This window comes from Leptospira licerasiae serovar Varillal str. VAR 010 (genome assembly GCF_000244755.1).
Lineage (GTDB): Bacteria > Spirochaetota > Leptospiria > Leptospirales > Leptospiraceae > Leptospira_B > Leptospira_B licerasiae.
In genome coordinates this window covers 201,641-221,352 of the sequence record NZ_AHOO02000005.1, presented here as the reverse complement: position 1 = coordinate 221,352, position 19,712 = coordinate 201,641, and the positions used below count along the sequence as shown (strand labels likewise).

The following is a 19,712-nucleotide window of genomic DNA, read 5'->3' as shown; positions in this document are numbered from 1 at the left end:
TCGCGTCGATTCCCTTGCAAAATGCAATTTTAAATATTCGTAAAGTAGGCGGTATTAGCCTAATTTTAAAGTATATTCCGTTTTTATTAATCTCATTCTGTTCCTTTTGTACATCTTTGTCAGCGCAAACCCGTAACGATTACGGTTGGACCGGTTCTCCCGGTAATTTTTATCTTTTGATGGACGGCAAAAACGTTCTGACTAAGGAAACCGATTTTAATTCCTTCCCCGAAGGCCTAAACATTGTGCAAAAATCGGAGTTTGCTCTTTTGGCGGGGGAATATCTGCTTCTAAACAAAGATTCCGGAAAATTCTCCAACCTGATCAATACTATCAGAAAAGAAAAAGATCTAGGATTTGCGGAAGTTCTTCTGCTTTATTTCCAGGATATCTACTTCTCTAAAAAAACGAATGGGGAAAATTTCCTAAAAGTTTGGAATCCTCCCGCGGGAGATACATACCAAAAAGAATTGGTTGAATCGACGCGTAACGTTCTTCTTCATAAGAAGCCTTCAGACAAGATCAAATGTTCTCCTAAAAAACAATATTATTCACTCTGCAGAATGCTTCGTCTCGGAAGTTATATGGCTGACTTCAAACTTTCGGATCCGAACCATGATCGAGAATATACGAATCTACAAAGAATACTTTCTCCTTTTCCAGGCGTTACCGATCCGGAGGAGAAGGAGCTAAAACACATTCCTTTCTTATCGAATTTTCTTCCTAATATTGCGGATTATCTTTCCGAGTTGGGATTCGCAAGAGATGCGATCCAATTTTCTAAAATAGGGATCGTTTCGGAAAATTTGGGTGGAAGAATGCTTTCTCATTCTTATGAAAAATTAGCATATTATTACTTGGTGGATGGCGATCCGAATTCAGCCGAAAAAGTTCTAAAATACATTATAGAAAGACAGGGAGAAATGGCTCCCGCTTATAAAAATTCATTGTATCTGAAGTTAGGAACTCTTGCGTATTTGCAAGGTGAACCTGCAAGAGCTTTAGAATATTATTTGAATTTAGATTTTTTACATTGGTCTACAAAAATTCTCCATCCATTTTTGGGAGAACCCATTCCGATCAATAGCGCTCGCGACTTAGTTTCCGTTGCCATTTGGAAATCCAAGAATTCCCATAAAGCGGTGGATGCTTTGCAGTCGGTTAGTACTCCTAAAAATCTGACGGAAGACGATCTATTTACTAAATTAAGGATTATTCAAATACTTTCCGAGGACGAACCGGAAGTCGCCTCCAAACTTGCGATGGACTTAAGTTTTCTCGCACAAAGTAAAGGATGGAGAAGAGTAGAATATTCCGCCACATTGCTTCACGGTTTCTTGCAGTTAAAAACCAATAATCTGAGAAAAGCGATCATAGAATTTACTAAGGCAGGCGGGATCTTAAAAGAAGATCCATCCTACAAAGAAGAATGGATCCGCTTAAGCGGATTATTTCTTTCTCATAAGGAATCATCCAATCTGAGGGGAGTAAAAAGTTTCTTAGATCAGGCTCTTAAGATTTCCGCTTCGGGTCATACTGACGACAAAACATTCGAGATCAAAAATTATCTACCTCCCGCATACGGAAGCAAAAGTTTAGAGAATTCAGCGATTGATTTTTATACCAGACATGGTTATACGAACGATCTACTTTCTCTAATGGTCCATTATGAGGAAAATTCGGAACTTCAAGAAGAGGATTCTCCCCCCGATCTTGCGATCCTCAAAACTCATAATAGGATTTCTAGATATAAAGGATTTTATCCTCCAGGAAGAGAACCCTGGAAATCCGCTTGGTCCGAAATGAGAACCAAGGAGTCCGCACGTATTAGGGAAGAATCGGATCCGCTTAAAAATGCGAATTTCAAAAAGTTAACTCATCCTTTACTCGCGATTTTTGTGAAGGATAAAAGAGTGTTCCTATTTCACAAAGACGGGGATTCTTCTGAGCTGGAAGCAAGAGAGTTGAATACGGACAATCCTACCAGTTACACTGCTCAATCCGCTTTGAAAAGTACGATGGAATCTTTTTCCAAAAGGGACAAGGTCCAAATTTATCTGAATTCACCCGGAGTGGAAGCTGCGGAATATCTAAGAAAGGAATTTACTGATTCCGAAATTAAGTTATTCCTTCGTTTCGATAAAAGAGACGAGTCCGATTCGGCTAAGAAGGTGTTCGGACCTGCTTGCGAGAATCTATTTCCAAAAAATCTTCCGGAAGGGGACGGACATTTGGGTTGGCAATCCTTTCCATTACAATATTACGATGGATCTAAATTACTCCAAGGAAAGTCGGCTCTACTCGTTTGGAATATGAAAGTGACTTCTAAATCTCCAAACGGTCTGAGAGATTACGAATGGTCTTGCGGTTCCGATTCTATCTCTTTCAGAAAGGCAAAACGTAGATTGGATTTTAGGAATTTACCGGATCGGATCGCATTCACTAAGGATTCCCTTAGCGGCTCAGGCTGGGGAGATAAATCCGAGGACTTTTTGGACTGGGCTAGGTTCTGGTTATCCGTGGGTACTTCTCGCCTTTACTTTGTTAAATACTGGAATCCTGAGTCGGAATCCGACATAAATTTATTAGAGAGACTCGCAAACGAAAATGGGGACCCGAATCTGAATTCGAGAGTTCTTAAAATGGTCCGAAATGCAGAATAATCCCTCTAAACCGGGTTCGGTAAAAGGGCAAATTTTCATTTTTTTGTCTCCAAAACACTCGACAATGCACCGTTTTTCATGGATGGTATCACAGATAGATGGACCCCGACAGTAGAAGCCGGATTTTTCCGGACCAAAGCGATATTTTTCCCACCTTGTTTTATTCTTTCGATCTAGCAATCCGCCTAAATCTTACATTCGGAAGATCTTGCCGTTAATGGACGTAATTGGATTTTTTGTAATACTCCTTCTTATATTCGCCAACGGATTTTTCGTATCTGCGGAATTTGCCTTGGTCTCGATCAGACCTTCTCGTTTGGAGGAATTGATCAGGGACGGTATACCGATGGCTGTTCTCACCAAAAAAGCGGCCAGCATGTTGAACGATATGCTCTCCGTCTGTCAGGTGGGGATCACAATTGCAAGTCTACTTCTTGGTTGGGTAGGAGAAGGGTATCTGTCCAGTTGGATAGAACCCATTTTTCATTACGCAGGCTATCCTGATTCAGATCTAACGATCCATGGAATTGCAGTCGCCATCTCATTTGCATTGATCACATTTTTGCATATTCTTTTAGGAGAACTTCTTCCTAAAACTGTTGCTATCCAAAAGACCGAGACGTTGGCCTTGGTGACAAGCGCTCCTATATTCTTTTTCTATTATCTGTTCTTTCCTATTACATTTTTCTTAAATGGAATGACTTCTTTTCTTCTTAAGATGATCGGTTTTAAGGAAGATTCCCATCGTATTATCCATTCTCCTGAAGAGTTGATGATACTGATCCAGGAACAGAACAAACAGGGAAATATCGATCAGGAAGAATTTCAGATCATTCAAAATACTTTCCAATTCTCGGAACATTTGGCTAAGGATGTGATGACACATCGTTTGAGTATTGTAGGAATCCCTGCCGACAGTCAAATGGACGGAGTGCTTTCTATTATCGCGGAACATCATTTTTCCAGATATCCAGTGTATGACGGAACAACTGATAATATCGTTGGTATCATTCACGTGCAGGCTTTCTTAGCTTGGCTTTCCGAATCTAAACGGAACAAAAAAGCAAAAGTTACTACGATCATGCAACCTCCAATCGTCGTTCCGGAAGGTATGTCGATCGAGAAGGTACTTCAAAAGTTACGACTCGCAAAACAACATATGGCGATCGTGATCGACGAGTACGGTGGAGTTTCAGGACTACTTACTATGGAAGACATAGTGGAAGAAGTTTTTGGTGAGATCCGGGACGAGACAGACGATCACGAAACGGACGCAGTTCCATCACATTCTCCTGATGCATTTGATATAGACGGTGAAACCGAACTCGACGAATTAAAAGAGATCTTAACCGGGATCGAAGAAGAAGAGTTAAACGATATCCGCACAATCGCAGGTTTTATTTTAGAGAAGTTAGAAGATATGCCTAAGGAAGGGACAGAAGTTGCGATCCCGGAGGGTAAACTGACCGTAGAAAAGATGGATGGAAATAAGATCATGACCGTTCGTTTTACAAGGCTTTCCGCTCCTTCTTCCTTTGCGATTTAAGTTGTAAATCTAATAGATCGGTTTTGGATCTGCACTATGGACAAAAAGGATATTCTGATAGCAGTCAGTGGAAGTATCGCAGCCTTTAGGGCATGCGAACTGGTGCGTAATCTTACCAAAGAAGGTTATCCTGTTTCCGTGATCATGACCCGGAATGCCACTAACTTTATAGGTCCGATCACATTCGAAGCTCTTACCGGAAAAAAAGTCCAAGTAGACGAATATGAGCAGGGAATGGCGCATATAGATGCAAGGAATCGTGCTGCGGTGATTGCAGTGGTTCCGGCTACCGCAAATATTATCGCTAAAATGGCCAACGGAATTGCGGATGATCTTGTAACTTCTACCTATCTTGCTGCGAAATGTCCTGTGTTGGTCGCACCTGCGATGAATCCGAATATGTTCACTCATCCGGCGACTCAAAGGAATCTTGCTCGTTTGAAAGGGGACGGAGTGATCATTTTAGATCCTCAGGAAGGAGTAGTGGTCTGCGGTGACGAAGGTTACGGCAAACTGGCTGATGTCCCGGTAATGCAAAAAAAGATCATAGAAATGTATCTGAAAACTTCTAAATAAGATGTTTAATCTTGGATAAATATTCAAAAATTATAATAAGTTCGGGACCCACCAGAGAGTGGATCGATCCAGTGCGTTTTATTTCTAACGCATCTTCCGGAAAAATGGGATATTGTTTAGCCCAAGAAGCGACTCAAATAGCCAAAGAAGTCGTATATATCCGCGGATTAACTGAACCGAAATATTCCGAACCGAAAGGAGCAAGAGTCGTAAAAGTAGAAACTACTCTGGAAATGAAGGATGCAATCTTGAAAGAGGTGACTTCTTCTTCTATACTCATTATGGCTGCCGCTCCAGCGGATTTTCGTCCTAAGAATGCAAATGAATCCAAGATCAAGAAAGAAGAAGGAAGCGAAACCCTAGTTCTGGAACTGATCAAAAATCCGGACATACTTGTTTCCGTTCATGAAAAGATCCAAGAACAAGATCTGAAAGATGTGCTGCGTGTAGGTTTTTCTGCCGAAACGGATCTTTTGGACCAAAACGCACTTGGTAAGCTTGAAAGAAAAAATCTGGACTTTATAGTAGGGAATTACGTGGGCAAAGACTCCAAGGGTTTTGGAGATTTGGATACTAGCGTAGTCATTTACGGAAAAGAAGGTTCTAAAAAGGAAATCGGTCCTGCCTCCAAAGAGGCTATCGCCAAAGGTATTTTAGAATATTTGGATATTCTTTCTAGGCAAGAAAGTATTAGATAAGGGCCTGTCCCAAAAGGTCCAGTCTCTTGAAGCCCATGCCATGGTATCGACCGAAAGCCTAATTTTGGGACGGACTATAAGATTATTTAAAGACCGCTTTGGCCTCGTCGAGGGTATGATAGATCGCCACCTTTTTAGGTAATTCCATCAATCGGATCACATTCTCCAAGAAGTGATTCAATCCACCGATTACGATCTTTCCGTTATGTTGGTCTACGGTTTTGATTAAAGTTAATAGTGTCGCGACCCCAACACTATTGATATATTCCAAAGAAGAAAGGTCCAAGATAATCTCGTAGATCCCTTCGTCGAAAACGAAGTTGATCTTTCTGGAAATTTCGAAAGCGTTCGTATTCGTCACTTTTCCGTTCATAATGACGATTAAAACTTCTTTGTCTCCGACGGAGTCTTTTTTAGTTTCTATGTATAGGCCTTCGAATTCCGTTTTTGCCATTTTATCCCGATCCGCGTTAAAACATCATTGTTCCGTCTTTGATGGTGGCTGTCAATTCCGTCCATCCGGAGACTTCTTCCGATCTGGAATCCGTTTTGGCGGATCCGCGGTAGAGTATCCTAAGTCGTCCTTTCTCTTCGATTTCGCCTTCTAAGTCCAGATAGATCCTTCTGTGATCTTTCTTTCTTTGAAAAGTTATTTTCGATCCACTTTGGAGCAAGTCCCAATAGGAAGCGACCGTTCCGAAGGTGATTAGACGAGAATTTCCGTCAATATCCAAAAATAAATCCAAATGTGAATCCCCGAATCCTTCATGTAAGGATAATGTGCAGGGGAATTCGCTCATAATTTACAATTTGTCTTCCAAGCGGATTGCAACCGAGGGTTCTAAAACCACTTCAGAAGCGTCAATCCTTCCTAAAGACGCAGAAATCGAAGCTTCCACACAAGGATGTGTTACTACTACTACTTCTGCAGGTTCCTTTTCAGATTCGTTTTGACGGACAGAAGAAATCGATACTCCGTTTGTTCCCAAATCTCTTGCGATTTCCGCCAAAACCCCTGGTTGGTCCAAGGTATTGAATCTCAGATAATATCTAGCTTCCGTTTGATTCGCTTCCGATATCGAGGCTTTTGGAAATCTGTTCTTTTCCATCGGAAGATTTTTGCCCCGCCTTGAGCCGTAATAGATCAGATCTGAAACAACTGCAGACGCGGTAGGCAAAGCTCCTGCCCCTTTCCCTACGATCAAACCTGGGCCGGCAAATGCAGTCTTATAATATACTGCATTTGTCTCATTCATCACGCTTGCAAACGCATGGTGTTTTGGGATCATTACAGGTTGGACTCTGGCTTCTACCTTGCCGTCCAATTTTCTTACAAGGCCGAGTAACTTTATTCTATAACCCAAATCTGAAGCGAACGCGATATCTAATCGTGTAATCTTTGTTATACCTTCGACCACTATGTTCTGTAAGGGGATCTTTTCGCCGAAGGCCAAAGATCCTAAAATACTGATTTTATGAGCGGTATCTATACCTTCGACGTCGAAGCTAGGGTCCGCTTCCGCAAATCCCTTTTCTTGAGCGAGTTTTAAAGCTTCTTTATAATCTAAACCTTCCGTTTCCATTTTGGAAAGGATGAAGTTAGTTGTTCCGTTTAAGATCCCGTAAAGTCCTAGGACCTTATCCCCCGCCAAACAATTTCGTATGGCTCGTATAATGGGGATCGAACCTCCCACAGAAGCTTCAAATCCTATTTCCGTTTGGTTTTCTTCTGCGGCCCTAAAAATGATCTCTCCTTTTTCGGAAAGTAGAGCTTTGTTGGCAGTGATTACAGTCTGTTTGGATTGTAATGCTCCTAATACGATCTCTTCGGAGATTGTTGTACCTCCGACAAGCTCGATGATCAAATCGATTTCGGGGTTTCCCACCACTTGTTTGTAATCGTCTGTTATTCTTACTTTGGAAAATAATTTCGAAATAGGGGCGATTTTAGAGGGAGTTCGGGTACAAATCGTATGTACATTTAGGGAGATACCGTATTCTTTTTCGTATCTTGCGGATTCTTCCGAAAGAATTTTAAGAACTCCTGAGCCGACTGTGCCTGCGCCAATTAATCCGATTCGAATCGTCTGCATTCTGGGACAATCCTTTCGGCTATACTGGAAACATTCGACCTTTTTTAAGTATGTATAGGGGCTTTCCTTTCGGCCTGGCGGTTTTTTCTTTACTAAATGAGCTAGTCTTGGTAGAGATTCTTTTACGGACGATTTTAAAATTCGTCTCGGACCTTTTAGAGTAAATTGGTCCAAATCCATCGACTCAAAGGATAACCCACTTTATGGCGAACCGTCGTAAGCCTCCCCGCAAAACCTCCGGGAATAAAAAACAAGAATCTTCCCACAAACATCCAGGAGGAGGAAACCGCGGCCATCAGCAGAAAAAAAGGCCGGATCACGGTCGTTCAAATCGCCACCAACAACAGACTGTCGCTAGTAAAATCTCAGAAACGATGAAAGAGCTCCCTATGAAAGCTCCTCAATCAGGAGGAAGTTCCGGCACTCTCGTAAAAGTTTTAGGATTTCTTGCTGTAGCATTGATCGTATTTTTCGGATACTTTATCGTTCAGGAATATTTGGATAAGACCCCTGTTTATGGAAAACATGGCTGGGATGAAGAAGCTGGATCCCCGGTTGCTTGGGAAGATGCGGTTCGTTATTGTTCTTCCAGAAGAAAGAGACTCCCGGACAAGGAAGAGTTAAAGACATTCTCCAAAAGAGCGGATAAAAAGATCAAAGCCATCGGATTATTTTGGTCTACAAGCGCTGCTGGAGATAAAGGGGACTATATGACCGTAAACTTAAGCAGTGGAGATTTCTCTCCAAGTCCCAGCACGAACAAATTCGCTGTAATTTGTGTAAAATGATCCTTTGATCCATCATGGCCGTTTTAACTTTTTCCAGCGTAAGTTACCTCACCGGGTTTATTCTTTCCGGGCTCTGCGCTTTTTTTCTATTAATTAGAAAGGAAAAGTACGAAACAACCTTACATTTAGGGTGGGTATTCCTATATTGCGCTTTACTCGAACTTTCCTTTTTGATAGGGACTTCCTTTTTCCATCCTCTTTCTTTTTTGCATAGATGGGTTTCGCTTCCTTCTGCGTTTTTACTATGTGCTCACCTTTGTTTGTATTTTTTCCTACTGAATCCACAGGCCTCGGAAAAGACCGGAAGGATTTTATTGGGAGCCGGATATTTTCTGGCCTTAAGTATTTTGGTTCTGCATATTGTGGGCACAATATTTTCCAAACCTGTTTATGATTTTGGCGGCGGGGTTTTCGACGTAATTCACAGGGCCGACGAAAGAGTGATCTTTTGGTTCGGAGTTATTTATATTTCCGTAATATTACTTTTTGGTGTTTGGAGAGGCTTTCAGGCACATCGATCCGATATACAATTAATGGCGCTTTCTCTTTGGGTGCCTTTTTTACTTCTTCTTGGAACTACTATACTTTTCCATTTAAAAGAGATCGCTTATCCTTTGGATAGAGCCATAGGGCTTTCTTTTTGGAATCCGATCTTTTTGACTGCGTTGTTTTTAGCATGGTTGATCCATTTAAGGGCATCAGGAGAAGCTTTCAGTCTTAGATCTCCCGTTCTACTAGGGATTGTATTGTTATTATTATTCGTATTCCAAGGAAGCAGTTGGTTATTTTTACAACCCGGATTAGAATCCTTTAACGAAACAGTTAAGGAAAGATTAAAAGCTCAGGATCTATCTCCAGATTCTTATTCTCTTTCAGTGCAAGACAATGACGGGTTTATTTTGACTACCTCCGGCGGATTAGAGACTTCTTTTTTCACGGAGTCAAAAAGAGATCTGATCCTTTCCTTTATTTGGAATAATCCCTCCGCTCTAAATAAGGAGTTTCCTTCCTACGCAAAAGTTGCGGAGTCATTAAAGGGCTCGGAGAAATATTCTGAAAATCTAATAGGCTTTTCGAAAAGTTTGGAGAAGGTCCGTAAAAAAATCAGAAATCTTCCTCCTAAAGATATCCGAGAAGGGATTTTGGAACAGATCTCTCCGGACGGTAAAGAGGAGAAGTTGGCATTGTTCTTAAAAATACTTTCCGGGTCCGTTAAAAACTCTTCTGCAGAAGGAGAGGCGTTACGAAGTTTTACGTTAGACCAGATGAGAGAATTGGTCCCGGAAGGAGAACCTCGTTTCAGAAGGATACCAGGACTTGCGATGGGAGAATATTATTATTCCATAATCCAAAAATCTCCCGGTAAAACCCAGATGAAAGAGATCGGTATTCCATATCAGGAATTTCTGTTATTCGAGACCGGATTGTTGAAAAAGCCGGTGATTGCATTCTTAGTTTGTCTTCTTCTTTTTTCAATAGCGATCAATTCGTTTTTCTCCTTCTTCGTGATCTATCCTTTGGACAGATTATACTCTGCTTTAGAACTTGCGACAGAAGGGGATCTACAAAGAGAATTACATCCCGAAGCCTGGGATGAGATCGGTAGTTTAGCGGATCAGTTTAACAGAATGATCCATTCGATCCGGACGGAAGAAGTTTCGGAACATTCTTCTTTTAGTCTAAATGAAACTTCGCCCAGACATAGCGGAAGCATTTCTTCTTGGAAAGAAATTTCGGATCGGATCAAAAGAACTAATTCGGTTTCCGAATTGAGAAAATTCCTCTCTGATCTACAAGGAAGCAAAGAATCGCATCCGATTCGTTCTAAGTTAATCTTAAAGCTCGGGCTGAAGATCAAAGATTATCAAACAGCTTATATGGCTGCCAAAGAATTGAAGGAGATGGGGATCGTAAAAGATCCAGAGATGCTTTTTATTCTCTCTTATTGTGCAAAAAAGACAGGAGATATCGAAGAAGCAATTCGTTTGTCGGAAGAGCTGAGATCTATTTCCAGAGATCATTCACAAAATAATCTTCATCTTGCGGACATGTATTATCATACAAATCGTCTGAACGAAGCCAAAGATCTTGCGATTCAAATTCGTAAAGAGCAGGGACCCTCCGAGGCGGTTACTAAACTTTTGAATGCGTGTCCGCGAGCGTTACCCCCGGTCGGGATGTGCATTAAAAACGTAACTGAATTTGGGATTCTTTGAGAAAACTTGGGAAAAAACGGGGGCTTTCGCTGATTTCTAATAAATGTTTATTATATAGCATACTCAAAGAAAGCGAAAAAGATCAAATAATATTTGGGAATCGTCCCCATTTCTGAGAACGATTCGAAAAGGAAATTAGGATCCTGAAGAGTTTCCGGTACTTCCAAATGGTAGGAACTTAGAAATAAAAGGGATCTGGATCTTACCTCTGATTATGAGGTAGAGAAATAAAATAAGAAAAACAGTTATCAATACCACAATGAAAAACCAACCGAGATCTTGGAGGCCATCTCCCCATCCAGCTTCTCTTTGCAAGTTGGAGTTTTCTTTCTGAATCTCCTTTTCTCCTTTGATTGCGGCTCTTGCGTTCTTGTCTCCTGCTTCAATGGAATCGGCGGCGGCTTCGAGCAAATTTCCAATTCGCTTTTCCCCTTTTTTGTATTGGCTTTTTGCCTCTTCTCTAAGAACTTTCGGCATACCGACAGAATCCGGAGTTTGCGCGACAGTCGTTATGCAGGAATTCAGTGGAAATATAATAAGTAATAAGAAGAGAAAAAATCGAAACGTTTTCATTGATAGTCCTCGCTATTGATTGGGTTTTCCAAACTGGAATCCGTTGAACCGCGATGTCCAAATCCTGATTTCTCGAAGAGGCGTTTTACGATCTTCTCGTAGAGTAAAATCGTACCAAGATAGCAAACGAAAAGCCGGAGGGATTGATAAACAACTAGGGTCCATCCCGGAAGGGTTTTACAAATTTCTTCCTTAACGAAATCGAAAGAAACGCAGTATGTGTAGACTTCCGGTTTTGTAAGCCAGTAAAATAAGTTATACGGAACTGCGATCAAGGTGGCGATCACGAAGACTGTAAGCCTTTTGTTTTGGTGCAATACTCGTACGGAAAAATTCCGAAAGATAAACTGGGAGATGGTAAGTACCAATCCCATATAAAGTCCGTTTAGAAAAACCGTAGAGAGAAGTTCGAAAGCTGAATCTACCATTATGACCTCCTTAGAGTAGTCCTTTTTCCTTGAGGAAAATTTCGGGATCAATAGGCTCTTTCCACTTCTGTTCTTTTTCGTCGAAAGGCCATACTTCGAAATGAAGATGCGATCCTAGAGAATAGCCGAAATTCCCGGTTTTCCCGATCACTTCACCGGCTTTTACTTTTTGTCCTTTTGCCTTACGGGCATCGGTGTGTTTGAATTTGTACTGATTTTTTGTATGGACACCGACCGCTATAATATAGGGAGTCCAAGCACGCCCCTCTGGGATTTCTCCGGATTTGATGCGGTCTTTCCATGTGCCATTTTCCCATACGAATCGAACTGGATATTCTTTGTCCTTACCGAGGACACTTTTTATGACGCAATCCTCCACTGCGATAACGTCGTTATAACCTCCTAAATCAATTCCGAGGTGGAATTGTTTAGAGGGTTTGCCGTCAAGGTTTAACACTCTCCAACCAAAGCGCGAGGTAATGTGCGGATTTTTTACAGGCGCAAAAAGGACTGGTTCTCGCTCGGTCGCGATTCTGGATAAAGAATCCAAAACCTCTTCTTTGGATATTTTCTTTGTGGAAGCGGAAGCAAGATCCGAGTCGTTCCAATAGTATTGTTTCTTTTGGATCTTATCGAAATTTAGAAATTTCTTAACAATCGGATAGAGAAAGTTGAAGTACTGTAGAAGATTGAGAATCACGAATTAAGTCCTCCTTTTTCGATAATCCCATGGATTTTTAGGAGGAGTTCTTTTTGCTCGTCGATCTTTACATCGAGCTTTTCGATCCTAGCCTCGATCGTATCCAATCGCTTTTCGGTGGTGGAAGCCGTTTGCCTAAGAAGTGCGATTTCCAGAGCATGAGTCTTTTCTAACTCGGCAACCCTATCGGAGAGTTTGTCGATTCTTTGATGCTTTCTCAAGGAAGAGGAATACTGTTCCGTTTCGATCACTTTCATTTTTGAATCGACGTATTCTCTTTGTTCTTCCTTTGATTTCTGGATTTGGATCCTGAGTTCTCTTCTAAAAAGAATCCAGAACAGAGCCGACAAAGGGGAAAAGAGATTTAGATATTTGAGAACCTCGTCCATCTCAGGATGGTATCGGAAAGATGCTCGATGGGGACAATTTTAGAAAAGTTCGATGTCCTCTAAGTCTTTTCTTTTCTGGCTTCGTTCCTGTTTCAAGTTTCGAAATCTAAACCAAGACTATATCTTTTCTCAGCCATTCGAATTTTCGATTCAGCTTTCTTGAAGTAAGATCTTTCCTTCTCAATTCCTATAAAATTCCTTCCCAGTTCAACAGCCGCAATGCCGGTCGTTCCGTGTCCCATGCAGTTATCTAAGACTAAATCTCCTGGATTTGAAAAAGATTTGATCAGGAATCGAAGTAAGCGAGTTGGTTTTTGGGTTGGGTGCATTCCAACTTCTGATTCACTTGGGAAACATAAAACCGAATCCGGATACCTACTACCACTATCTAGATACTGATAGTTCTTGCTCTTCTCCCCAGTGATGCGAAAGACCGTCGATTGATTTCCGTTCCCTAATGTTTTTCCTTTTCTACGGTAACGCTCGTCGATCTCATACTTTATAGGATTGTAAACTGGTTGCTTTTTGTAGAAGACGAGAATGTTTTCGTGGCTTTTGTTCGGTCTCTTCTTTGCCAGCAAAAATCCGGAGGCTTTTGTTTTATACCAGATCAACTCATATCGAAAATTCTTAGGATTGCTATTTATTAAGTAAGTCGTAAAAGGCTGACTTGCGGTAAGAATGATCGGAGTATTTTCTTTCGAAATTCTTTCATACTCCGGCCAAAGTTTTTCCATTGGAATAATCTTATCCCAGGGACAATCCGTTGTGCCGTACGGAAGATCACAAAAGATCAAATCGATAGAGGAATCGGGAATTTTGGGAAGAATTTTTAGGCAATCGCCTAAGTGTAGTTCTGTGGACATGAGACTAAACAAAAGAATAGTCCTTTTCACCCAAAACAGATTCCAAACCAAGAGTCTGCTAAGTCGCCAAAGTCTCATCATTGTATTTACGGATCGAAAACTTCCAAATATTCGAAACGAACTACCCAAAGAGAAACAGCACTTTGCTTCCATTCGTTGAATATTTTTTTCAGATCCTTTCCCCTGTATGGACCAGTCTTGAGATCTGGATTCCGATCTAAATAACCGAAACCTTCTTTTTCATAGTCTTCGTCAGGCATTATAAGAGTACTCTCTTTGTAAGGTTTCTCTATAAGCCGAATGATACCGACACGCTTCCCTTGGAATCTCGGAGATTTATTCCATCCCTGAATTTCTTCTCCTTTTTTGAAACGAGCCGCATAATCGTCGTTCCAGTCCCTTCTTGTAACCGTTTTTTCTTTTGCGAGGAAGGCTGGCGTCGTATATGCAAAAGATATAATTTTCATAAGCCATGATACCGATCTCTAACGTCCGATTCTTCGATACCAAATTCATCGATTAGGTTTAGAAAGGAATCCTCGTCGTATGCAGGGGAATATCCATTTTGAATCCGCTCCTGGTTCGTCCAGTGCATACCGAGAGCTGTAATCAGAGCACTCACGCTCTTTGCGAAACCAAGATCTAGTTGTTCCGCACAATTACGAAAATTTTCCATTATCCTTTTTCCTTGGAAACTTTATTCTAAACAAGATGATTCTTCGTTCTTTGATCCAATTGATGAGCGAGTCTATAAACGGAAAAAGGATCCCGAAAGCATACGGCAAAGGACCGGCTATAATTGCCAATGGGATCCAAAAAGTCTGTGTGAGTTCTAACTCATAAATCTTTCGTTTTCCCCACATCTCCGGAGCTTCTTTGCATGATTTGTATTCTAAATACTGGAAGCATGTCCAAGTAAAAAGTCCGATCACACCCCATGAGAACACCGAAACTTGAATCCTATTTTCAATGATAAACTTTAAGATCTCATCCATTTTTATACCTTCTTAAAAATACAAATCGCTCTAACTCTGTGGTTTGTGGAAATAGAGAGATAAATTTTCCCTTCCAGGATCCATTTATCCCCGTCGTATTGCGGAACGACCTGGTCCAACCAAACAAGGTGGCCACCGACGCAGAGACTTTTCCATGCTTCTTGGATTACTTTCGCTCTTTTTACCATTATGAATCCGTAATGCTCCGCATCCTCTTTTGTATACGGAGGATCCGCCTTGATAAGATCAAAAGGAAGACCGATGAAAGTCTTCACATAGGAGGATAAATTCTCTGCATCGCCTACGATTTCCGGTTCCAATGTTGGATTTTTGTCCATTCGCAAATACGGACCAGGAGGTGTTTTTCCGCTGAATAAATGTAGGATCCTTTTTTTATCCGGAAACATGGGATCGAGTCGTTTTAAGTATTGTTCCGGATAGGCTCCATGATAGTCGGAGGTGTTTTTGTAATTTTGCCCAAGCTCCCACTCACCATAAATTCTTCCTTTGAACACATGCAAAGGTGCATAATTCGGAAAGCTTTCATTATATAACCTTGCACGGTCTTTGGCAGTCAGACTTTCTGTTTCGATGATCAAGCGGTCCTCCTTAATTCTGTTTTAAAGTCTGCTACTACAGTGGTACGGCATCGATTGTGAAAAGGTGGAAGTTTGTTATTTAGATGTTTGGATATTTCATCTCCCGATTTGGATTCGATCCCGAGTTTTTTGATTTGAGCTTCCGTAGGGTTTTGTCTATCTTTCCAGAAATTTTCTTTAGTAGGATCATCGGCCAAAAACTCTCTAACGTACTGTACGCAAGTTCGAATCTCGACACTCTTACCGTTCATGAGTTTGCAGATATAGGATGTCTTTTGGTCCATCACTGCCACGATTTCCAAACGTTTGATTCCAATTTGTTCGAATCGTTCAGTACGGGAGAAATTACGTGAACGGAGAATTTGTCCTCTTACGATATCGTTTAACTTGATCCTTAGCTTTGCATTCGGATCTATCGGCGGAGCCTGGCCGTCTTTCTTCTTTCCAGGTTTATCCTTTGGCGGTGGGCCTAAGAGTTCCTCCTGTAACCTTTGGATCATTTCATCTGTGGATCCGGAATCCACTGCTTCGCGAATTGCTTCTTCAATTTTGTTTACGTCGTCTTTTCTTTTGAATTGTTTTCCTATATCGAATTTGTATCCCTTATTAAAGAAATCTAAAATGTCTTTGTTTGCTTGTATTCGTGGAACTTTGGTTTTGGAATTCGGACGATCAAAGTCTTGGCCGGTATCCCAAGCTTTGGAAATAGTTTCTCTCCAGGAGGCGACAGTCTCTTCTGGAAAATTGACTCCAAGTTCCTTTTCTAATAAATTCCAAATCGTATCGACCGCTTCATTTTTGGTTAGTTTCGTTTTTGAGATTTGATTTAGAACTTCCGATACACGATCCTCATACTTAGAGAAGAAATTACTTGCGAATGATTCTTCGATTGCTTCGTAAACTTCTTTCTCCTTCTTCGTCCATGCTCCTAGTTCCACAAAGGAATCCAAGTCTCCGCAGGTATGTAACGTTTCTTCATTCATGAGAAGTTTTTTTTTACCTGTTTCGGAACCTTCGGAAAAGGCAAGTCCGGACGAAATCGGAGCTTCTAATTTCTCTGGATCATTCCAAGTGTCATATCCGAGCAAATTCGCTCCTTCGTTCGGTGAAATAAGGCCGGTTTTCACCATCCCTGTAACTCGTTGTAAATACTGATTGTCTGCTTGTTCTTCTGTAAGTCTTGCTTGTGCGTCCGTCAATGGGTCGAGAGAAATCGACTTCTTCCAGCTTGCCTCAACGGAATGGAAGCGGTATCCCTTTGCAAGAAGATGGAAAGTAATCGCTTTTGTTAGAAACTGTTTTACAGGATGACCGAAGTTTCCTAATTTCAAGAGGAACAGTTTTCCTGCGATTTTTGCATAAGCCTCAGTGACGGAGTAAGACCGTCCCAAAATGAACAGGTCGGTATCTGCTCCGGAAGAAATCTGTTCTTCAATGTAACGAGAGATTGACTCAAATCCTCCGGTTTTTGAGGCATCCGTCAATGTGTGGTGGTCGACTGTTGTATCGTCGTACGTTGCCAAAAATCCAGACTGAGAGTTTTTCTCGAAAGATACCTTTGCTTCTTTTAAGAACTCCTTTTGTTGGTTTTCGAAAGTTTTTGCATCCGTTCCGGGGAGGAAACGGGGACGCCTAAACTTGGCGATGATGAATCCAAGGAGGCCCCATTTATTCAAAGTCTTGTCTATGTTTTCCTGGGCTTTAAATTGAGAATAAGCCCAACGAATTGCGGAGATAAAAGGTGGAATCGCATACGGAGAATCTTCTTCTCTCTCCAATGCTTCGTAAGTATATTGCTCTTCGTTTAACTTAACGTATCCAAATTTTCCTCGTTCGTAAGGAACAAATCGAGTAATTCCATTTTCATCCGTTTCTTTTTTGAACCGGATCGTTTCGACAGGGATCAAACGAATTTCTTCTACTGAATCCAGATTTAAAGAAGGAACGAATTCAGAAGATAAAGCCCCTGTAGTGATAACCTGTCTTAGAAGATAATTTGTGATGCCTGATTTCTTTCTGAAAAAATCGTCTATCTCTGCTTGGATTGCTTTTGCCGCTTTTTCGTCCGCATCAATTTTCCATTCAAGTCCAGGGTTTCCAAGTGTAAGTGCTCGCTTCGTTGCCTGAGAGAGATCTGGAAATGCAATTACGAGTTTCTTAATAAGAGGAATGTATTCGAGTGGAAAGGACGGATTGACTTCCTGTACAAAAAACTCAGTCTCGTTTCGAAAATCTTTTAAACTTTTTTGTCCGCCTGCAAACTCAAGAAAAGAGGATGTTCCGAAAAGAAAGTTTGCGATCCGTTGGAAGAAGCCCATTTAAGCAAAGCCTCCACCGGATCCACCACCAACACCGGAAGTCTCATACGCAATCCGAAGAGAATTTAATGCCATTCCGTAATGGTTCGGAACTTTTTTCTTGAAGGACCAAAGAGATTTCCCATTCTCGTCTTCTCCTTTTTCTCGGATCAACATAGTAAGGTGAAACTTGAATTCTTCGTATGCGGCAAGTTCAGTCGAAGAAAGTAAATTCGGATTTGGAAATATGAAGAGACCGCTTTTAATTGCATCGACCGTATCCTGCAAAGAGTCGTCCCGATTTACATTGACTACTCCGATTTCCTCTTCCCCCGGAACAACTTCGGAATTCTCTCGATACTTTTTCGTAAAATATTGGATCCTAAGATTTTCAGGATACCGAAGGGCCATACGAAGGGACCAGTTTCGATTCGGCATCGCATCGATTACTCCTTGATACACATTGAATCTTACGATTTGTTCTTTATAAAGTTCCTCATCTAAAACGCTCCCTTTGAAGAGTCCAATTACACGGATCCTTCCTTCTAAAGTAGGTTCACCGAAAACACCGTGGACTGTATCTCCTTGGTCTGCTCCGTGATATGTGAAATATGGAGAGCTATCTCTTAACCCTTGGTCTCCTTCCCATTTTTGGATATCTTCAATCCGAAGCGGCTGTTCTTCCTCGGAACTGTAGGGCCAACCGATTACTGAGATCGTAAGGTTTTTTCGTTTAGCAGTAGTTCCGGCATTTAGGAGTTTATTATAAATAAAGAATGGAGTGATCGGTGTGAAAAGTTGAGAGCATTGGTATCCTCGACGATCCGATTTCGTTTTGGCAACGTATTCTCCCTTCTGATTGTTTAATCTTGAACCGCAGTTTTCACATGAGTAAAAGACATTTTTCACGTTCGGAGAATGGAGTGAGTCCCTATCTTCAAATCCAAATATGGAAATGGGATCCTTTAGCCAACGCTCCACTAGGTTATTCCAATGTCCGCAGGAGCCACACTTTAAAAGTCTAAACCTTTGGTCTGTCTTTAGAAATTCCGCATGAATTCCCACGTTGGGCAAGGAAGGCTGGGATCCCTTCATCATCCAGTTTAACTTGGAAGCGAGTAGTCGGTCTCCGACGAATTCGATATTCTCTTCATCATGTTCGTCTACTTCGTCAAGCATCGCAATGTCTAAGTCGACTGTTTTGGTTCCTCGTTTTGTCCAAGTCCCTCTCATAATAAGAGTGGCTTTATCGATCTTTTTAGTTCGAGTGTTGTCTACGTTTGAATCGTTTAGATAAGGCTTTAAGATAGGACATTGATTGATAAACGGTTCTACCCGGTCCTGAACGAAATCTTTCATGGAAGTATCGTCTGGAAAATAGATACCTGCTTTATAGCTTGTACGAAAGATCTTCCAAACCATTCGGGCAAGAGCCCAAATCGAATAGCCGATCTGAGCGGCTTTAATGAAAACCAAATAAGGATGATTTTGAGATTCTCTACAGATATCTTTCCAAAAAGAATATCCCTTAAAACTGTACGGAATTAGATCTTCGTCACCTTTTACGAAAACATTTTGAACGAGGAATTCCTCCATCGTTCTTCCAAGAACAGTCGAGGGTTTTCCTGCGATATTGTCTAGTTCCTCAAAGAATCGGTCCTGGTCGTTAGTTCTAGTTTTAATCTTCGCCATCGGTAATCTCCGGCAAAATACTTATGTCGACCTGCTTCATCGAAGATACTTCCCGCTTGATATTCTCGATGTATTGTCGCAGTACCTCGGGTTCGTTTTGGAAAAACTTATTCAGCTTTGGAGTATTCTTAATTGCCCTATGTACTCCTCGCGCAACTTCTACGGGCTCGACTCTTTCCTTTTCTTTCTCAAGCATTCGCTCAATGTCGTTCATCAGGCCGCGAAAAGTGTTCCAAGCTCCTTCTCCGGATTTGAAACTCAAATTCAGATTTCCATCTTCATCGAAGATTTGTTTTTTGAGTGCCTTGAAGGCCCGAACCGTATTTACTCGAAGAGTCGTTAAATTGATTTCCGCTTCTTTTAAAGCTTCTTTCTGAGCGTTCAGTAGAGTTAAGTCTCGGTCTTGTTCTGCGGACGTTCCGGTAATCTCGTCTTTTTCTGAGAGCCAGTTGCGGATTGTTTGGGCCGTGATTTTAGGGAATTCCGGTCTAAGCGTATTTGCAATCTGTTCCGGATTGTATCCGGATATTACAAAAAGATTATATGCCCGACGTCTTGCTGATTTTGGATAAGACACAGGGACGGTATTCCAT

The 19,712-nt window shown here is 41.3% G+C and carries 20 protein-coding genes; 6 read left to right on the top strand and 14 right to left on the bottom strand.

What is annotated here, in order from left to right; translation table 11 throughout:
* Nucleotides 1–14 precede the first annotated feature (14 nt).
* From LEP1GSC185_RS01490 to LEP1GSC185_RS01475, 4 genes are all read left to right on the top strand, one after another.
* On the top strand, nucleotides 15–2,663 hold the full coding sequence (locus LEP1GSC185_RS01490; RefSeq protein ID WP_008591206.1) for a tetratricopeptide repeat protein: 2,649 nt from the start codon (nucleotides 15–17) through the stop codon (nucleotides 2,661–2,663).
* A 217-nt stretch (nucleotides 2,664–2,880) separates the two neighbouring features.
* Nucleotides 2,881–4,209, top strand: a complete 1,329-nt coding sequence (locus LEP1GSC185_RS01485; protein ID WP_008591299.1) for a hemolysin family protein — start codon at nucleotides 2,881–2,883, stop codon at nucleotides 4,207–4,209.
* Nucleotides 4,210–4,245: 36 nt separating this feature from the next.
* Nucleotides 4,246–4,785: a flavoprotein gene (locus LEP1GSC185_RS01480; protein ID WP_008590142.1), complete on the top strand. Its 540-nt coding sequence runs from the start codon at nucleotides 4,246–4,248 to the stop codon at nucleotides 4,783–4,785.
* A gap of 11 nt (nucleotides 4,786–4,796) precedes the next feature.
* Complete coding sequence (locus tag LEP1GSC185_RS01475; protein WP_008596092.1) at nucleotides 4,797–5,483, top strand: phosphopantothenoylcysteine decarboxylase domain-containing protein; 687 nt, start codon at nucleotides 4,797–4,799, stop codon at nucleotides 5,481–5,483.
* A gap of 82 nt (nucleotides 5,484–5,565) precedes the next feature.
* Here LEP1GSC185_RS01475 and LEP1GSC185_RS01470 read toward each other — a convergent pair whose 3' ends face one another.
* Genes LEP1GSC185_RS01470 through LEP1GSC185_RS01460 form a run of 3 tightly spaced genes read right to left on the bottom strand, consistent with a single transcriptional unit; the run spans nucleotide 5,566 to nucleotide 7,576 of the window.
* Complete coding sequence (locus tag LEP1GSC185_RS01470) at nucleotides 5,566–5,937, bottom strand: STAS domain-containing protein (RefSeq protein ID WP_008589531.1); 372 nt, start codon at nucleotides 5,935–5,937, stop codon at nucleotides 5,566–5,568.
* A gap of 16 nt (nucleotides 5,938–5,953) precedes the next feature.
* On the bottom strand, nucleotides 5,954–6,283 hold the full coding sequence (locus LEP1GSC185_RS01465; RefSeq protein WP_008590624.1) for a hypothetical protein: 330 nt from the start codon (nucleotides 6,281–6,283) through the stop codon (nucleotides 5,954–5,956).
* Nucleotides 6,284–6,286: 3 nt separating this feature from the next.
* Nucleotides 6,287–7,576 carry a homoserine dehydrogenase gene (locus LEP1GSC185_RS01460; RefSeq protein WP_008590373.1) on the bottom strand — a complete coding sequence of 430 codons (1,290 nt, stop codon included), beginning with the start codon at nucleotides 7,574–7,576 and terminating at the stop codon, nucleotides 6,287–6,289.
* Between the two features lie 203 nt (nucleotides 7,577–7,779).
* On the opposite strand from LEP1GSC185_RS01460, the gene LEP1GSC185_RS01455 reads away from it, so the two are divergent.
* Together LEP1GSC185_RS01455 and LEP1GSC185_RS01450 are read left to right on the top strand one after the other, a co-directional pair.
* Nucleotides 7,780–8,364, top strand: a complete 585-nt coding sequence (locus tag LEP1GSC185_RS01455; protein WP_008591750.1) for an LIC_10572 family protein — start codon at nucleotides 7,780–7,782, stop codon at nucleotides 8,362–8,364.
* A gap of 14 nt (nucleotides 8,365–8,378) precedes the next feature.
* A complete protein-coding gene (locus tag LEP1GSC185_RS01450; RefSeq protein WP_008589836.1) occupies nucleotides 8,379–10,580 on the top strand; it encodes a tetratricopeptide repeat protein in 2,202 nt (733 codons plus the stop codon).
* A 135-nt stretch (nucleotides 10,581–10,715) separates the two neighbouring features.
* On the opposite strand, the gene LEP1GSC185_RS01445 is transcribed toward LEP1GSC185_RS01450, so the two are convergent.
* The 11 genes from LEP1GSC185_RS01445 to LEP1GSC185_RS01390 form a co-directional block, all read right to left on the bottom strand.
* Nucleotides 10,716–11,153: a hypothetical protein gene (locus tag LEP1GSC185_RS01445; RefSeq protein WP_010514691.1), complete on the bottom strand. Its 438-nt coding sequence runs from the start codon at nucleotides 11,151–11,153 to the stop codon at nucleotides 10,716–10,718.
* On the bottom strand, nucleotides 11,150–11,581 hold the full coding sequence (locus tag LEP1GSC185_RS01440) for a hypothetical protein (protein ID WP_008590976.1): 432 nt from the start codon (nucleotides 11,579–11,581) through the stop codon (nucleotides 11,150–11,152). The genes LEP1GSC185_RS01445 and LEP1GSC185_RS01440 overlap by 4 nt, the downstream gene beginning before the upstream one ends.
* A gap of 10 nt (nucleotides 11,582–11,591) precedes the next feature.
* Nucleotides 11,592–12,281 carry a M23 family metallopeptidase gene (locus LEP1GSC185_RS01435; protein WP_008596414.1) on the bottom strand — a complete coding sequence of 230 codons (690 nt, stop codon included), beginning with the start codon at nucleotides 12,279–12,281 and terminating at the stop codon, nucleotides 11,592–11,594.
* Nucleotides 12,278–12,670, bottom strand: coding sequence for a hypothetical protein (locus LEP1GSC185_RS01430; RefSeq protein WP_008589550.1), 393 nt, complete (start codon nucleotides 12,668–12,670; stop codon nucleotides 12,278–12,280). Before LEP1GSC185_RS01430 ends, LEP1GSC185_RS01435 begins: the two co-directional genes overlap by 4 nt.
* A 92-nt stretch (nucleotides 12,671–12,762) precedes the next feature.
* Entirely contained in the window at nucleotides 12,763–13,617 is an 855-nt protein-coding gene (locus LEP1GSC185_RS01425; protein WP_008589619.1) for a DNA-methyltransferase, read from the bottom strand.
* A 5-nt stretch (nucleotides 13,618–13,622) separates the two neighbouring features.
* Entirely contained in the window at nucleotides 13,623–14,003 is a 381-nt protein-coding gene (locus LEP1GSC185_RS01420; RefSeq protein WP_008591061.1) for an ASCH domain-containing protein, read from the bottom strand.
* Nucleotides 14,004–14,195: 192 nt separating this feature from the next.
* Nucleotides 14,196–14,531, bottom strand: a complete 336-nt coding sequence (locus tag LEP1GSC185_RS01410; protein WP_008591771.1) for a hypothetical protein — start codon at nucleotides 14,529–14,531, stop codon at nucleotides 14,196–14,198.
* Nucleotides 14,532–14,533: 2 nt separating this feature from the next.
* Nucleotides 14,534–15,130, bottom strand: a complete 597-nt coding sequence (locus LEP1GSC185_RS01405; RefSeq protein WP_008590720.1) for a hypothetical protein — start codon at nucleotides 15,128–15,130, stop codon at nucleotides 14,534–14,536.
* The gene (locus tag LEP1GSC185_RS01400) at nucleotides 15,127–17,448 is read right to left on the bottom strand and encodes a hypothetical protein (protein ID WP_008591737.1); all 2,322 of its coding nucleotides are present in this window, start codon (nucleotides 17,446–17,448) and stop codon (nucleotides 15,127–15,129) included. The genes LEP1GSC185_RS01405 and LEP1GSC185_RS01400 overlap by 4 nt, the downstream gene beginning before the upstream one ends.
* A complete protein-coding gene (locus LEP1GSC185_RS01395; RefSeq protein ID WP_008590295.1) occupies nucleotides 17,449–19,119 on the bottom strand; it encodes a phage terminase large subunit family protein in 1,671 nt (556 codons plus the stop codon). It lies immediately after the preceding gene.
* Nucleotides 19,106–19,696 carry a hypothetical protein gene (locus LEP1GSC185_RS01390; protein ID WP_008591003.1) on the bottom strand — a complete coding sequence of 197 codons (591 nt, stop codon included), beginning with the start codon at nucleotides 19,694–19,696 and terminating at the stop codon, nucleotides 19,106–19,108. Before LEP1GSC185_RS01390 ends, LEP1GSC185_RS01395 begins: the two co-directional genes overlap by 14 nt.
* Nucleotides 19,697–19,712: the final 16 nt, after the last annotated feature.